Consider the following 14,608-nt stretch of genomic DNA (forward strand, 5'->3'; position numbering starts at 1 on the left):
GATCCGTGTCTGGCCTCGGTCAGCTCCAGCTGGCCGCCAGCGGGCGTCCCTCGTCATAGCCCGAGGGGCTCTGCACGCCGACGACGGCCTTCTCCGCGAACTCGGCCAGGGTGCGGGCGCCGGCATAGGTGGCGGAGCTGCGCACGCCGGAGGTGATCCAGTCCACCAGGTCCTCCACCCCGGGGCGTTCGGGGTCCAGGTACATCTTGGAGCTGGAGATGCCCTCCTCGAAGAGCGAGGCCCGGGCCCGGTCGAAGGCGGACTGCTGGCGGGTGCGCGAGCGCACGGCGCGGGCGCTCGCCATGCCGAAGGACTCCTTGTAGGCGCGGCCGGAGGCATCGGTGAGCAGGTCACCGGTGGACTCGTGGGTGCCGGCGAACCAGGAGCCGACCATCACGCTGCCGGCACCGGCCGCCAGGGCCAGGGCCACGTCACGGGGATGGCGCACGCCGCCGTCGGCCCAGACCGAGCGACCCACGGAGCGCGCGGCCTCGGCGCAGTCCAGCACCGCGGAGAACTGGGGCCGGCCCACGCCGGTCTGCATCCGGGTGGTGCACATGGCGCCGGGGCCCACGCCCACCTTCAGCACGTCGGCGCCCGCCTCGGCCAGGTCGATGACCGCCTGCGGGGTGACGACATTGCCGGCCACCAGGGCGATCCGTCGGCCGGTGGCGCGCTCGTGGGCGTCACGCACCTGGCGGACCACCGAGAGGGCCTCCAGCATCTTCTCCTGGTGGCCATGGGCGGTGTCGAGCACCAGCACGTCGGCGCGAGCCTGCAGCAGCCGCTCGGCGCGGCCGGCGACGTCGCCATTGATGCCGACCGCGGCGCCCACCATCAGGTGCTCCTCCGGGTCCACGGCGGGGCGGTAGAGGGCGGCCCGCAGCGCGGACTTCTGGGTCATGATGCCCACCAGCTGGCCCTCACGCACCGCCAGGGCGGCCGGGACATGGTGCTGGGCCAGCAGGTCGAAGACCTGCTGCGGGCTGGTTCCCACCTCCACCAGGGTCATGTCGGTCACCATCACCTCGTGCACCTGGGCGAACCGGTCCACGCCGGAGGCCTCGGTGGGGGAGACCAGACCGATGGGCTCACCGTCGCGCACCACCACCACGAGGCCGTGGGACCGCTTGCCCAGCAAGGCCATCGCCTCACCGACGGTGGTGTCGGGCGAGACCCGCACGGGGGTGTCGAAGACCAGGTCGGCAGCCTTCACCCGGTCGATGGAGGAGGCCACCACGTCGGTGGGGATGTCCTGCGGCAGGACGGCGATGCCGCCGCGGCGGGCGATGGTCTCGGCCATGCGGCGCCCGGAGATGGCGGTCATGTTGGCCACCACCAGCGGCAGCGGGGTGCCGATGCCGTCGGTGGAGGTCAGGTCCACGTCCATCCGGCTGGTCACCGACGAGCGGTTCGGCGCCATGAAGACGTCGTTGTAGGTCAGGTCGTAGGCAGGCTTCTCGGTCAGGAATCTCACGCCCACCATCATGCCTGCCGCCACCAGCGGCGACGGACACCGGCCACCGCGGGGCGTGGCAGGCCGGGGGAGGGGCAGGGCCGTGGCGGCTCAGGCCTGGTGCGTGGCCTCCACCAGGCGCTGCAGCGCCTGGGCGGCGCCACCCTGGTCCAGCGACCTCGCGGCATCGGTCAGGCAGTCGTGCAGCTGGTCGGCCAGCGGCCGGTCCAGGTCCACCCCGCGCCAGGCCAGCAGGGCGGCGGCGGCATTGGCCAGCACGATGTCACGCACCGGCCCGGTACGGCCCTCGAAGACCTCACGAGCCACCCGGGCGTTGTGCTCCGGCGCCCCACCCACCAGGTCCTCGGGGCGGGCGGGCTGCAGGCCCAGCTGCTGGGGATCGAGCTCGGTGCGCTCCACGCGGCCGTCGCTGATCATCCACACCTGGCTGGTGGTGGTCGTGGTGAGTTCGTCCAGGCCGTCGCTGCCGTGGAAGACCAGACCGCGGCTGCCACGGGCGGCCAGCACGCCGGCCACGAGTTCCGCCATCCGCGGGTGCGCGATGCCGATGGCCTGGGCGCGGGGCCGGGCCGGGTTGGTGAGCGGGCCCAGGAAGTTGAACGTGGTCTGGATGCCGAGCTCCTTGCGGGGAGCCGCGGCGAAGCGCAGGGAGGGGTGGTAGAGCGGTGCGAACAGGAAGGCGATGTTGGCCTGCTCCAGCACCCTCGCCTGGTCCTGCGGGGCCACCTCCAGGCGTACTCCGAGCGCCTCCAGGCAGTCCGCGGTGCCGCACATCGAGGAGGCCGCGCGGTTGCCGTGCTTCACGACCCGGGCGCCCGCGCCGGCGGCGGTGATCGCCGCCATGGTGGACACGTTGACGGTGTTGGCCCGGTCACCACCCGATCCCACGATGTCCACCGACTCGGGGTCCAGATCGACGGCCGTGGCGCGGGCGGTCATCGCCTGGGCCATGCCCTGGATCTCGTCGACCGTCTCGCCCTTGCTGCGCAGCGCCACCGCGAAACCGGCGATCTGCACGCCGGAGGCGTTGCCCGCCAGGATCTCGTCCATCACCCAGGCGGTCTGCGCGCTGGTCAGGTCCTCGCCCTCGACGAGCCGGGTCAGCAGGTCGGGCCAGCGCGGCGGGGTCATCAGTTGGCGGCGGCCAGGCGGGTGCGGGCGGCGCGGGCCACGGCCTGGGGCAGGCGCACCGGGTCGATCGGCAGCGGCTCGATCACGTCCGCATTGGACCAGGTGGCCAGCCAGGCGTCGGCGGCACGGGCCACCAGGAGCACGATCGGCGGGCAGTCGCGCAGCTCGTCCTTCAGCTGGTGGGCCAGACCCATCCCGCCCAGCGGCACCGCTTCCGCGTCGAAGACCAGCACGTCGAAGCCACCCTTCTCGGCGGCCTTGACCGCGGCCGGACCGGTGGCGACGTCGAAGATCTCGAGCTCCGGCAGGTCGGACGCGATGCGACGCCCCAGCGCCAGGCGCACCTGGTCACGCGTGCTGCGGTCGTCGGAGTACAGCAGGACCTTCAGCCGGGGCTCGGTGGAGGGGGTCGGGTGCGTCATCGGTGATCCTGTTCGCGGTGTCGACAGCTGGATGTGTGCATGGTAGCGCGTGGCGCCCGGGCGGCGGGCAGGCCGCCCGGGGAGCGGCCCGCCGGGCCACCGGTGCCCACGGATTGGAACTTTCGAGTCCACCCAGAGCGTTCGACATGACCAAAACAGCTTTTTGCGGCAATAATGTGCCCGTGGCTACTTCACCCCATGCGACCAGCGCCGTCCCGAAGCCAGTTGGGGCGGTCCACCCCATCGCTCCCTCGCGTCTGCACGCGCCCAAGGGCCGCCCGGACATGGTCCCCCTGGGCACCTGGGTGTGGCTGGCGAGCGAGCTGATGTTCTTCGCGGCACTGTTCGCCGCGTACTTCATGATCCGCGAGGTCACCAACGGCCAGGCTCCGGCGGGTGAGATGAGCATGTTCCAGGCGAGCGTGACCCACCTGAACAAGCCCTTCGCCATGGTGAACACGCTGATCCTGGTGCTCTCCTCGGTCGCCTGCCAGCTGGGCGTCATGAAGGCCGAGCACGGACAGGTCAAGCGCACCTCGTCGATCTTCAACATCGCCAAGTGGGGCCTGCGGGAGTGGTACATCCTCACCTTCCTGATGGGCGCCTTCTTCATCGCCGGCCAGGTCTGGGAGTACGCCACCCTGATCCACGAGGGCTTCGTGATCAGCACCAATGTCTACTGGTCGGCCTTCTTCCTGGCCACCGGCTTCCACGGCCTGCACGTCTTCGGTGGCCTGGTCGCCTTCCTGTTCGTGCTCGGTCGCACCTACCTGGCGCGCACCTTCACCCATGAGCAGGCCGTCAGCGCCATGGTGGTCAGCTACTACTGGCACTTCGTCGACGTCATCTGGATCATCCTGTTCAGCGTCATCTACCTGCTGCCCAACTGATCCTTCTCTGGGCCATCCCCAGACCCCAGTCCAGAATTCCCAGCACCAGAGAGGCGATCGAAGTGCGATTCCTGTCCACGCGACGCAAGCACCCCGCGGCCAAGCCGCTGGTCCTGCTGCTCGCCCTGTTCCTGATGGGCGCCGTGTACTCGGTGGTGTCCCCGGCCCAGACGTCGGTGGCCGACACCAACACCAACCCGCAGGTCGCCCAGGGCAAGGCCCTGTTCGACGTCACCTGCTCCTCCTGCCATGGCCTCAACGGTGAGGGCACGAGTCAGGGGCCCTCGCTGATCGGCGTCGGCGCCGCCGCCGTGGACTTCCAGATGGGCACCCGTCGCATGCCGATGGCCAAGCCGGCCGCCCAGGCGCCGCGGAACTCGGCCCCGGAGTACACCCAGGCCGAGATCAACGCGATCGCCGCCTATGTCGCCTCGCTGGGCCAGGGCCCGGCCGTCCCGGAGGAGAGCAAGTACACCGCCGCCGGGCTGAGCGAGGAGGAGATCGCCCGCGGTGGCGAGCTCTTCCGCACCAACTGCTCCGCCTGCCACAACATCGAGGGTCGCGGCGGTGCCCTGCCCTCCGGCGCCTACGCCCCGTCGCTGATCGGGGTCTCCGGCAAGCACATCTACGAGGCGCTGCGCACCGGCCCGCAGCAGATGCCCGTCTTCAGCACCGGCGCCCTGCCCGACCAGGACGTCAAGGAGATCATCGGCTACCTGCAGACCAATGAGCAGCAGCCGAACTACGGCGGCCTCGCGCTCGGCGGCATCGGCCCGGTGGCCGAGGGCTTCTGGGGCTGGCTGGTCGGCGTCGGTTCCCTGGTGCTCGTCGCCATCTGGCTCGCAAAGAAGGGGGCTCGCGCCCGATGAGTGGAAATGAGATGGACACCCTGAACCACGGAGCAAGCGCCGCGGAGCCCACCGCGGACGTGGTCGAGTACCACCCGGTGCCCGATCCCGGCGTGGAGCCCCACGTCGAGCGCTGGACCGACGCGAACCCGGCCGCTGCCGCCCGCGCCGCCCGGCAGGTGATCACCATGCTGGCGATCTCCATGCTGTGCTCGCTCGCCTTCGTGGTCAGCTACTTCGCCATCCCGCGCGAGAACTTCGTGAACTTCGGCCCGCTGCACATGAGCGCGCTCAACCTCGCACTGGGGCTGTTCGGCGGCCTCGCCGTGCTGCTGATCGGCTTCTCCTGCATCCACTGGGCCAAGCAGCTCATGGGCGACGAGGAGATCCAGCAGGAGCGCCACCCGATGGCCTCCAGCCAGGCCGACGTCGAGGAGATGGCCGGCGAGTGGAACAAGGGTGTCGCCGACTCCGGCATCGGCCGCCGCAAGGTGATCGGCGGCATGCTCGCCGGCGCCGCCGGCCTGGTGGCCCTGCCCGCCGTCGTGACGCTGGCCGACATGGGTCCGCACCCGGGCAAGGGCACCCGCGCCGCCACCATTGAGAAGACGATCTGGGCCGAGGGCGTCAAGCTGGTCAACGACATCACCTGGAAGCCGATCAAGATGGCCGACATGGAGATCGGCCAGCTGGTCAACGCCGAGCCCGAGAACCTCGAGCACCTGGCCCACGACGACCCCGCCGCCTTCCAGCGTGAGAAGGCCAAGGCCGCCATCATCATCGTCCGGATGGACCCCAACTCCATCAAGGTTCCCGAGAGCCGCAAGGACTGGCAGGTCAACGGCATCCTGGCCTACTCGAAGATCTGCACCCACGTGGGTTGCCCGATCTCGCTGTGGGAGCAGAAGTCGCACCACCTGCTGTGCCCCTGCCACCAGTCGACCTTCGACCTGGGCGACTCCGGCGTCGTGGTCTTCGGTCCTGCCGCCCGTTCGCTGCCGCAGCTGCCCATCACCACCGATGCCCAGGGCTACCTGGTGGCCCGCAGCGACTTCACCGTCCCGGTCGGCCCGAGCTACTTCGAGCGCGACTCGCGCAATGACTACAAGAAGGGTGACAACTGATGGCCCGCCCGGCACCCGTCGCCGAGTCCTCCGAGGCACTCGAGGTCCAGACCCCCAACCGTGAGAACGTCGGCGCGGCCAAGCCCTCGGGCGCCTACGGCTGGCTCGACGAGCGCCTGGGCCTGGCCCGGATCGGCAAGTCCAACCTGCGCAAGGTCTTCCCCGACCACTGGAGCTTCCTGCTGGGCGAGATCGCGCTGTACTCGTTCATCATCCTGCTGCTGACCGGCATCTTCCTGACCATCTGGTTCCGCCCCTCGATGGCCGAGGTGGAGTACACCGGCTCGTACCCGCTGATGCGCGGCGTGCCGATGTCAGAGGCCTTCGCCTCCACCCTGACGCTGAGCTTCGACGTGCGCGGCGGCCTGCTGATCCGCCAGGTGCACCACTGGGCCGCCATCCTGTTCATCGCGGCCGGCGTGGCGCACATGCTGCGCATCTTCTTCACCGGCGCCTTCCGCAAGCCGCGTGAGCTGAACTGGCTGATCGGCGTCGGCCTGATGGCCCTGTCGCTGCTGGCCGGCTTCTCGGGCTACTCGCTGCCCGACGACCTGCTCTCGGGCACCGGCCTGCGCTTCGCCGACGGCCTGATCCGCTCCATCCCGCTGATCGGCACCTGGGCCGAGTTCTTCGTCTTCGACGGCGAGTTCCCGGGCATGCAGATCATCCCGCGGCTCTACATGGCGCACATCCTGCTGATCCCGGCCCTGATCCTGGGCCTGATCGCCGCGCACATGGCCCTGCTCGTCTACCACAAGCACACCCAGTACCCCGGCCCGGGTCGCACCGAGACCAATGTCGTCGGCTTCCCGCTCTTCCCGGTGTACATGGCCAAGGCCGGCGGCTTCTTCTTCGTCGTCTTCGGCGTGGCCGTGCTGATGGGTGGCCTGTTCCAGATCAACCCGGTGTGGAAGTTCGGCCCCTACAACCCCGCTCAGGTGACCGCGGGTTCGCAGCCTGACTGGTACATGGGCTGGGTCGAGGGTGCCATCCGCATCATCCCGAACTGGGAGAGCCACATCGGCTCCACCACCTGGAGCTGGCAGATCTTCCTGCCGGGTGTGGGCCTGATGGGCATCCTGTTCACCGGCCTGGCGCTGTGGCCCTTCATCGAGCAGTGGATCACCGGCGACAAGTCCGAGCACCACCTGCTAGACCGTCCCCGCAACGCCCCCACCCGCACCGCCCTCGGCGTGGCCGGCATGACCTGGTACGGCCTGTTCTGGCTCGGCGGTGGCAACGACATCTTGGCCACCAACTTCGGGCTGAGCCTGAACGACGTAACCTACTTCCTGCGTGCGGCCGTCTTCATCGGCCCGGTGATCGCCTTCTTCATCACCCGCCGGATCTGCCTGTCGCTGCAGCGTCGTGACGCCGAGCGCCTGCTCCACGGCTCGGAGACCGGCATCATCGACCGGGCTCCCGACGGCCGCTACTCCGAGGAGCACGAGCCGATCAGCCATGACGAGGCCTTCACCCTGACCCAGCACAGGGAGTACGACATGGTCGAGGAGGGCGAGGAGGATGCCGACGGCAATGTCGTCAGCAAGCGCCGCGCTCGCGCCTCGCGCTTCCTGGTCGGCAACGACATCGCGAAGCCCACGGCTCAGGAGATCGAGGACGCCCACCACCACGGTGGTCACGATCCGCTGGACGGGGCGGACGACGCCCCGGCGCTGCCGCGCCACTGAGCACCATCCACGAAGGGCCCCGGGAGACCGGGGCCCTTCGTCGTGCCCGGGATCAGGCCAGCAGCAGTGAGGCCCACAGGCCCAGCCACAGGGCGGGGCCGTAGGGGAAGGCCTGCCCCAGCGGGCTGGGGTGGCGGCGCCGCCAGGCCTGGCTCGCGAGACCCCAGACGGCGCCCAGCAGGCTGCCGGCCAGCAGCCAGGTCTGCCAGTGCTGCCAGGACAGCTGTGCCGCCCCGGCACCGAGCATGGGAGCCAGACGCACGTCGCCGAAGCCCAAGCCGGCTCGCAGCCGCCAGACCAACCAGAAGACCGCGAGCGCTGCCAGGGCACCGCCCAGAGGCTGCAGCAGGCCTGACGGTGCCCGCCCACCCAGCACCGGTGCGACGGCGGCCAGGCCGCTCAGCAGCCAGCAGGCGTGGGTGAGCCGGAGCGGTAGCCAGGTGGTGCGCAGGTCGACGAGTACCAGGGCCGCCACCGGGCCGGCCAGCACGGCGAGCAGCGGCAGGAAGGGCGTCGGCTGCAGGCCGGCCACGGTCCCGGCAGCGGCACCGAGGGCCAGGCTGGCCGCCTGCTGGCCTGCGCCGGCCAGCCCGGCGTAGCCCGGGGAGGGGTCGCCGTCGAGCTCTTCTGTCGGGGGTTCTGGCAGCCGGGGCACCGCGAAGCGAGTGGTGGCCCAGCTGGCGGCGGCGCAGCCCGCGGAGACGGCCGCGACGAGGCCCGGGTCCATCTCAGGCGGCGTCGGGGCACGGGGCGGGGCTCATGGCCGCGATCCTAGTGGCGGGGGTGGCAGCGCTCCTGGTGCGGGTGGCGGCCACCCGGTGCGCCAGGGCCTGCAGCCGCAGGCTGGTCAGCCGGGTGGTCCAGGCCAGCGAGCCATGGCGCAGCTCCTCGACCGTGAAGCGGTCCACCTGGCTGTTCTCGGCGATCCAGGCCGACGGGCAACCGGTGGCGCGCAGCTGGGCCACGGCGCGGCGGGCCGCCAGGGAGCGCACCTGTTGGCCGGCCAGGTCGCCGAGATCCATGGGGTCCAGCGACAGCAGGGCCCGGGCGTCGCGGCTGCGAATCCGATCGCGATGCCGAGGCCGGCGCTGCCGCAGCGCGGCGACGCTGGTGGGGCTCACCCCGGCGGCCAGCGCGACCACGTCCGGGGACAGCCCGGTGCTGGCCAGCACGTGCTCCAGGTGGGCGCGGAAGGGGGCGGCATCCACCCAGGCGTCCTCGTCGGCTCCCATTGGTCCTCCTCGCTCTGGGGGCGTCTCGGACCAGCCTCGTGGTCGCTGCTCGTCAGCAGCCAGCCCTGGCCGCGAGGCGACAACACGCCATGCCGGGTGGACCACACCCGCGGCAGCTCGGACAACACCGTCAGGCGCGCGGACAACACCGGGGACGCAGAACGGCCCGCCCCGGAGGGCGGGCCGTTTCGTCGGCGTGGTGCCTGGCTCAGCGCTGTGCGCGCGTGAAGCCAGCCTTCTCGGCGGCTTCCACGGAGCTGAAGTAGACATCCGCGATGGTCCGGTCGTAGCCGGCCGAATCGGCGGTGTGGAACTTCATCGAACGCTCGTTGCCCTTGATGGTGTAGCCGGCCGGCGGCTCGTCACCGACATAGGAGCCCTCGCCGTACTCGTTGAGGATGTTGAGGTCCTCGGCGAGCGCCTCGCTGTGGGCGGGCCCGCCCTCGGCACCCATCCGCTCCTCGGGATCGGGCTCGGAGACCACGTCCAGCCTGGTGGCCTCGGTCTCCGCGGCATCCAGCTTGGCATCGTCGGCCTTGACCCAGGTGGCCTCCGCCGACGGCCCGGCCCCGGCCCCGGCCTCGGAAGGCTGGTAGGCGGTGCTCGGCTGGTGGGCGGTCCAGGCGTCGTCCTTGGTGGCAAGGAACTGGCGCACGGCGACCGCGGCAGCGGCCAGCACCGCGCCAGCTGCGGCCACGCGAGCAATGGTGCCGCCCGCGGACCGCTTCTTCTTCTCCGGGAGGGAGAGGTCGCCACGCAGGGCGGCGGCCGCCGCGGTGCTGCGCTTGGTGGCCTCGCTCACGGCGGGGTGGTTCTCTGCCTGGTGCAGCAGGTCGAGCAGCTGCGGGACCAGCTCGTCCTGGACCTTCTGGCGGGCCTGGTCAACGGTGGGCTCCAGCTGGTCCTTCGCCTTCGCGGCCACGCCCGCCGCAGCGGTGGCAGCCAGCGGGGCGACCGTCTTGCGAGCGGTCTCGGCGCGCTGCCGCGCAGTGTCTGCCAGCGGCGCGATGCGCTCCTTGGCGGTGTCGGCCAGCGGGCTCATCCGGTCCTTCGTGGGGGCGATGCGATCCTTGGCGGTCTCGGTGTACGGGGCGGCCTGCTTGCGGACCTCCTCGACCTTCTCCGTCGCCGTCTCCAGCAGCGGGTTCAGGGCGTCGAGCACCTGCTCGAGGATCGCAGCTCCTCGGTCAGCGGCCGTGTGAGTGGTCTCTGCGGCGGCTTCGCGCAAGTCCTTGTTCTTGCGGGACACGTTTCCTCCGATGGTTGTCGGTTGCGGGGCTCGTGGTCGAGCACCCTCTGGTTCCACGCTAGCGGCCGGGGTGGCGGCGCAACAGGGCGGCCCCGGAGCCGTCCACCAACAGCGAACAGGGGCTCCGCCGCTTGTCGGAGGCTGGTGGGGCGTGGCAGGCGGGATCAGTGCCCTGCGGACCGGATAGGCTCGTGGTCGAGCCAGGGCGGCCCAGAAGGGCCGACGGCCCCACCGGGCCGGGATCTGGCCCCAGCAACGAGAGGAAGACCAGTGGCATCCACTGCAACCCTGCACACCAACCACGGTGACATCGTCATCGAGCTCTTCGCCGACCAGGCCCCCAAGACGGTCGACAACTTCGTCGGCCTGGCCACCGGCGCCAAGGAGTACGCGGATCCCCGCACCGGCGAGAAGACCACCGGCAACTTCTACGACGGCCTCACCTTCCACCGCGTCATCGACGGCTTCATGATCCAGGGCGGCTGCCCGCAGGGCACCGGCACCGGTGGCCCCGGCTACCAGTTCGGCGACGAGTTCCACCCCGAGCTCGCCTTCAACAAGCCCTACCTGCTGGCCATGGCGAATGCCGGCCCCGGCACCAACGGCTCGCAGTTCTTCATCACCGTTGCGCCGACCCCGCACCTGAACCACCGCCACACCATCTTCGGCGAGGTGACCGACGAGGCCAGCAAGAAGGTCGTCGACGAGATCGCGCAGGTTCCCACCGGTCGCATGGACCGCCCGGTGGAGCCGGTCGTGATCAACTCGGTGACGGTCGCCTGAGGCACCACAGCACGCACGACCGCAGGGGTCGCCGGCCTGGCCGGCGGCCCCTGCTGCATTCCCCGGACCCGTCGGCTGCCCTAGGATCGGAGCCATGATCACCGCCATCGTCTTCGTCAAGGCCGACGTCTCCCGCATCCCCGAGGTGGCCGAGGAGATCGCCTCGCTGGAGGGGGTGAGCGAGGTCTACTCGGTGACCGGGCAGGTGGACCTGATCTGCATGGTGCGGGTGCGCGACACCGATGCCGTCGCCGAGGTGATCGCCGACCACCTGAACAAGGTGCCCGGCGTGCTGGAGACCGAGACGCACATCGCCTTCCGCGCCTATTCCTCACGCGACCTGGAGGCCGCCTTCTCGTTGGGGATGTGAGCCTCAGCCCGCCAGGGGCGCGGGCAGCTCCCCAGCCAGGCTGGCCGCCGCGTCGACGGGTGCGGTCAGTTCGGCCACGGTCTGCTCGGCCAGGGTGAGCCGGGCCAGGTCGCCCTCGGCCAGGCCGACGTGCCGCGGCCAGGACCAGTCGCCGTCGATGTCGATCAACCGGACGCCCGGCGTCTCCAGCCAGCTGCACAGCATCTCGCACTCCTCGATGCTGGCCGCCGGCATCCCCTCCACCGGGGGCAGCACCGTCCCCGCCGCCGCGACGGCCTCGCGGGCCACCCGTTGTGGCACCTCTCCGGGCAGGCTGACCACCGCCGCGGCCAGCCGCCCGTGGCGCAGGACGTGGATCTGCCAGCCGCCGCCCTCGCGGGGCAGTGCTGCCACGATCTGGCGGCAGCCGGCCACCGAGGCCATCCGCTGGCCGCGCAGCGTGGTGCGGGCATAGCCCGACAGCCGCGCGGAGAGCACCTGCGCCTCCTCGTAGCGTTGCTGGGCGACCAGGCGCCCCATCCGTCGTCCCACGGTGCGCAGCACCGGACGCACATCGCTGGACAGCGCCTGGTGCAGCTCGTCGACCATGGCCTGGTAGTCCCGCTCCACACCCTCGCGCAGCTCGCAGGGGGCCAGGCAGCGGCCCATCTCCGCCAGGGCACAGGACTGGCTGGCGGTGCGCCGGCTGAGCCGCTTGGTGCACTGCCGCACCGGAAAGGCGTCGTAGAGCGCCAGCACCGCCTCGTCGGCCGCCTGACGCGAGCTGAACGGACCCCAGTAGCGCGCCTGGTCGTCGAGCACGCCCCGCACCACGCTGAGCCGGGGGAAGTGCTCCCGGGTGAGCTTGACCCACAGCAGCCGGGACTGGTTGCGGGAACGACGGTTGTAGCGGGGGGAGTGGGCCGCGATCATCCGCAGCTCGCGGACCGCGGCCTCCAGCTCGGTGGCGCAGGGATGGGCCTCGACGCCGGTGGCCACCCGTACCATCTCCTCCATCCGGCCCCGCTTCTCGGCCGCGGTGAAGTAGCTGCGCACCCGGGTGCGGATGTTGACCGACTTGCCTACGTAGAGCACCTCGCGGCGCGTGGCGCCGCCCGAGGTGTGGTGGTCGGCATAGAAGCAGTAGACGCCCGGGCCGGTGGGCAGGTCCTTGGCCCACACCCGCTTGGCGCGACGCTGCGGGGAGACCCGGCGGGTGAACTCGGTGAGGTCCTCCAGGGTGTCCACGCCCAGGTTGCCCACCCGCTCCAGCAGCCCGTGCAGGACGTCGACGGTGGCCCGGGCATCGGACAGGGCGCGGTGGTTGGGCACGGTGGTGGCACCGAAGTGGGCCGCGAGGGTGGACAGCTTGCAGTTGCGCACCTCGTCGCGCAGCAGCACCTGACGCGCGAGGGCCACGGTGTCCACCACCGCGAAACCTGGCCAGGGGGTCTCCTGTGCGGCGCAGGCCCGCTTCAGGAAGCCGATGTCGAAACCGGCGTTGTGGGCCACCAGCACGGCGCCGCGGCTGAACTCCAGGAAGCTGGGCAGCACCTGCTCGATGCGCGGACTGGTGGCCACCATCTGGTCGGTGATGCCGGTGAGCACCGCGATCATGGCGGGGATGTGCGAGCCCGGGTTGACCAGGGTCTGGAACTCCCCGACGATCTCGCCGCCGCGTACCTTCACTGCGCCGACCTCGGTGATGGCGCTGTCCTCCGCGCCGCCGGTGGTCTCCAGGTCGACCACCACGAAGGTGACCTCGGCCAGTGGGGTGCCGAGATCGGCGAAGCTGGGCTGCACGCTGCTGGTCATCGGCTGGCTCCTGGACATGAGGGGAAGGCTAGGCAGCGCCACTGACAGTTTCGGGCGAGTCGCCCGCAGGATCCGGGCTGTCGAACGCCTGTGCGAAAAATTGTCAGTGGGCAGCTGCAGCATGGCTGGCATGGAGACGACGATCGACTGCGGCGGCTGCCGCAACCGGGGCCCGGCCTGCCAGGACTGCGTGGTGGCCGTGCTGCTGGAGCAGAGCGACCTGGCCGGTGCCCCCACGGCGCACCAGGAGCCCTGTCTGGACGAGCAGGAGCGGGCCGCCGTGGCCGCCCTGGCGGGTCAGGGACTGGTGCCGCCGCTGCGCCTGCTGCCGCCGCTCACCGTGGTGCAGGGGGAGGCCCAGGTGGGCAATGCGCTGAAGAGTGTGGCGACCGGGCCAGCAGGTTTGGGCGGATGTCCGGTGGCGGTTTAGAATTTCTCAGACTCGCGACCAGACCGTCGTGACCAGGATTGGGGATCGAAGCGTGAAGTTCACAGCACGGGCGTTCAGCGCCGCAGCGGTGGCCGGGGTCCTGGCCACCTCCATGGTGTGCGCCCCCGCGCAGGCCGATCCCGACGCCGTCACCCAGGCGCAGGAGAAGCTGGCCAGGATCGAGGAGGAGAGCTCCGCGATCGATGCCCGCTACATCCAGCTCCAGTCGCAGCTCGACGACGCCAGCGCGGAGCTGGCGCAGGCCCGTCAGGACGAGGCGGCTCAGGCCAAGCGGGTGACCGCCCTGTCCAAGGACCTGGGCCAGTTCGCGATGCTGCGCTACCAGACCTCCGGGGTCGACCTCACCACGCGGCTGCTCACCAGTCAGGACGAGGCCGACTTCCTGGGCCAGCTCGCCACCATCCAGACCGTGACCGACCGCGCCAACGACCGGGTGCAGAGCCTGCAGCTGGCCCAGGCCCGCCTGGCCCAGGTCAAGGACGAGGCCGAGACCACTCGCGCCCGGATCGCCGAGGACAAGGCCGAGCAGGCCGCCGTCGCCAAGCAGTACCAGCGCAAGGAGGCCGAGGCCCGCGCGGTGCTGGAGCGGCTCACCGCCGAGGAGAAGGCCCGGCTGGCCGAGATCGAGCGCAAGAAGCAGCAGGCAGCCGCCAAGGCGCTGCAGGAGGCCCGCAGCCGCGCCGCGGCCTCGCAGCAGGAGCAGGAGCAGTCCGAGGACGAGACCCGGGCTGAGCCCGAGGAGAAGACCACCCAGAAGGCCGAGCAGGCGGGCACCGCGACGCCCACGAGCGGCAGCGGCCGTGCCTCCGATGCCATCTCCTTCGCCCTGTCCCAGGTGGGCAAGAGCTATGTCATGGGGGCCACCGGCCCCGGTGCCTACGACTGCTCCGGCCTGATGCTCACCGCCTGGAAGCAGGCGGGCGTCTCGCTGCCGCGCACCTCCCAGCAGCAGTTCGGTGCCGGCAGCCAGGTGCCCACCTCCAGCCTGCAGCCCGGGGACCTGGTCTTCTACTACGGCGGCATCAGCCACGTCGGCATGTACATCGGCAACGGGCAGATCGTGCACGCCTCCAACCCGCGCACCGGGGTGAAGGTGGCCCCGGTGGACTCCATGCCGATCGCCGGCGCCCGCCGTGTCGGCTGAGA

15 protein-coding genes are annotated in these 14,608 nt (G+C 70.9%); 8 read left to right on the forward strand and 7 right to left on the reverse strand.

What is annotated here, in order from left to right; genetic code table 11:
• Positions 1-19: 19 nt before the first annotated feature.
• From ABD073_RS00185 to ABD073_RS00195, 3 genes are all read right to left on the reverse strand, one after another.
• Complete coding sequence (locus tag ABD073_RS00185) at positions 20-1,477, reverse strand: GuaB1 family IMP dehydrogenase-related protein (protein ID WP_386751644.1); 1,458 nt, start codon at positions 1,475-1,477, stop codon at positions 20-22.
• A 90-nt stretch (positions 1,478-1,567) separates the two neighbouring features.
• Positions 1,568-2,608: an anthranilate phosphoribosyltransferase gene (trpD, locus tag ABD073_RS00190; RefSeq protein ID WP_343871677.1), complete on the reverse strand. Its 1,041-nt coding sequence runs from the start codon at positions 2,606-2,608 to the stop codon at positions 1,568-1,570.
• Positions 2,608-3,030 (reverse strand): response regulator transcription factor, encoded by a 423-nt coding sequence (locus ABD073_RS00195; RefSeq protein ID WP_343871678.1) that lies wholly within the window; start codon positions 3,028-3,030, stop codon positions 2,608-2,610. The genes trpD and ABD073_RS00195 overlap by 1 nt, the downstream gene beginning before the upstream one ends.
• 146 nt (positions 3,031-3,176) lie before the next feature.
• On the opposite strand from ABD073_RS00195, the gene ctaE reads away from it, so the two are divergent.
• The 4 genes from ctaE to qcrB all read left to right on the forward strand — a co-directional run bounded on the left by ctaE (position 3,177) and on the right by qcrB (position 7,583).
• Complete coding sequence (gene ctaE / locus ABD073_RS00200; protein ID WP_455429799.1) at positions 3,177-3,920, forward strand: aa3-type cytochrome oxidase subunit III; 744 nt, start codon at positions 3,177-3,179, stop codon at positions 3,918-3,920.
• Between the two features lie 62 nt (positions 3,921-3,982).
• Entirely contained in the window at positions 3,983-4,789 is an 807-nt protein-coding gene (gene qcrC / locus ABD073_RS00205; protein ID WP_343871679.1) for a cytochrome bc1 complex diheme cytochrome c subunit, read from the forward strand.
• Positions 4,756-5,892 carry a cytochrome bc1 complex Rieske iron-sulfur subunit gene (gene qcrA, locus ABD073_RS00210; RefSeq protein WP_386751647.1) on the forward strand — a complete coding sequence of 379 codons (1,137 nt, stop codon included), beginning with the start codon at positions 4,756-4,758 and terminating at the stop codon, positions 5,890-5,892. Before qcrC ends, qcrA begins: the two co-directional genes overlap by 34 nt.
• Positions 5,892-7,583, forward strand: coding sequence for a cytochrome bc1 complex cytochrome b subunit (gene qcrB, locus ABD073_RS00215; protein ID WP_343871681.1), 1,692 nt, complete (start codon positions 5,892-5,894; stop codon positions 7,581-7,583). Before qcrA ends, qcrB begins: the two co-directional genes overlap by 1 nt.
• Before the next feature lie 52 nt (positions 7,584-7,635).
• Here the strand turns inward: qcrB and ABD073_RS00220 are convergent, their stop codons facing one another.
• From ABD073_RS00220 to ABD073_RS00230, 3 genes are all read right to left on the reverse strand, one after another.
• Positions 7,636-8,310: a prepilin peptidase gene (locus ABD073_RS00220; protein ID WP_343871682.1), complete on the reverse strand. Its 675-nt coding sequence runs from the start codon at positions 8,308-8,310 to the stop codon at positions 7,636-7,638.
• 1 nt (position 8,311) lies between these two features.
• Positions 8,312-8,815 (reverse strand): hypothetical protein, encoded by a 504-nt coding sequence (locus ABD073_RS00225; protein WP_343871683.1) that lies wholly within the window; start codon positions 8,813-8,815, stop codon positions 8,312-8,314.
• Positions 8,816-9,023: 208 nt separating this feature from the next.
• Positions 9,024-10,064 carry a sunset domain-containing protein gene (locus tag ABD073_RS00230; RefSeq protein ID WP_343871684.1) on the reverse strand — a complete coding sequence of 347 codons (1,041 nt, stop codon included), beginning with the start codon at positions 10,062-10,064 and terminating at the stop codon, positions 9,024-9,026.
• A 270-nt stretch (positions 10,065-10,334) separates the two neighbouring features.
• Between ABD073_RS00230 and ABD073_RS00235 the strand changes: the two genes are divergently transcribed.
• Both ABD073_RS00235 and ABD073_RS00240 read left to right on the forward strand, forming a co-directional pair.
• Positions 10,335-10,847 carry a peptidylprolyl isomerase gene (locus ABD073_RS00235; protein WP_343871685.1) on the forward strand — a complete coding sequence of 171 codons (513 nt, stop codon included), beginning with the start codon at positions 10,335-10,337 and terminating at the stop codon, positions 10,845-10,847.
• A gap of 94 nt (positions 10,848-10,941) precedes the next feature.
• Positions 10,942-11,217, forward strand: coding sequence for an Lrp/AsnC family transcriptional regulator (locus ABD073_RS00240; RefSeq protein WP_343871686.1), 276 nt, complete (start codon positions 10,942-10,944; stop codon positions 11,215-11,217).
• A 3-nt stretch (positions 11,218-11,220) separates the two neighbouring features.
• Here the strand turns inward: ABD073_RS00240 and ABD073_RS00245 are convergent, their stop codons facing one another.
• Positions 11,221-13,029, reverse strand: coding sequence for a DEDD exonuclease domain-containing protein (locus ABD073_RS00245; RefSeq protein WP_343871687.1), 1,809 nt, complete (start codon positions 13,027-13,029; stop codon positions 11,221-11,223).
• Positions 13,030-13,141: 112 nt separating this feature from the next.
• Between ABD073_RS00245 and ABD073_RS00250 the strand changes: the two genes are divergently transcribed.
• Both ABD073_RS00250 and ABD073_RS00255 read left to right on the forward strand, forming a co-directional pair.
• Entirely contained in the window at positions 13,142-13,441 is a 300-nt protein-coding gene (locus ABD073_RS00250; protein ID WP_343871688.1) for a hypothetical protein, read from the forward strand.
• 52 nt (positions 13,442-13,493) lie between these two features.
• Complete coding sequence (locus ABD073_RS00255) at positions 13,494-14,606, forward strand: C40 family peptidase (protein WP_343871689.1); 1,113 nt, start codon at positions 13,494-13,496, stop codon at positions 14,604-14,606.
• Positions 14,607-14,608 lie beyond the last annotated feature (2 nt).

Source organism: Luteococcus peritonei (assembly GCF_039526385.1).
GTDB lineage: Bacteria > Actinomycetota > Actinomycetes > Propionibacteriales > Propionibacteriaceae > Luteococcus > Luteococcus peritonei.

Bases quoted from the DNA above. Each gene is read 5' to 3' on its own strand.
- ABD073_RS00195 (WP_343871678.1), bottom strand. From the start codon at position 3,030: ATGACGCACCCGACCCCCTCCACCGAGCCCCGGCTGAAGGTCCTGCTG.
- ctaE (WP_455429799.1), top strand. From the start codon at position 3,177: ATGACCAAAACAGCTTTTTGCGGCAATAATGTGCCCGTGGCTACTTCA.
- ABD073_RS00250 (WP_343871688.1), top strand. From the start codon at position 13,142: ATGGAGACGACGATCGACTGCGGCGGCTGCCGCAACCGGGGCCCGGCC.
- trpD (WP_343871677.1), bottom strand. From the start codon at position 2,608: ATGACCCCGCCGCGCTGGCCCGACCTGCTGACCCGGCTCGTCGAGGGC.
- qcrB (WP_343871681.1), top strand. From the start codon at position 5,892: ATGGCCCGCCCGGCACCCGTCGCCGAGTCCTCCGAGGCACTCGAGGTC.
- ABD073_RS00225 (WP_343871683.1), bottom strand. From the start codon at position 8,815: ATGGGAGCCGACGAGGACGCCTGGGTGGATGCCGCCCCCTTCCGCGCC.
- ABD073_RS00240 (WP_343871686.1), top strand. From the start codon at position 10,942: ATGATCACCGCCATCGTCTTCGTCAAGGCCGACGTCTCCCGCATCCCC.
- ABD073_RS00220 (WP_343871682.1), bottom strand. From the start codon at position 8,310: ATGGACCCGGGCCTCGTCGCGGCCGTCTCCGCGGGCTGCGCCGCCGCC.
- ABD073_RS00245 (WP_343871687.1), bottom strand. From the start codon at position 13,029: ATGTCCAGGAGCCAGCCGATGACCAGCAGCGTGCAGCCCAGCTTCGCC.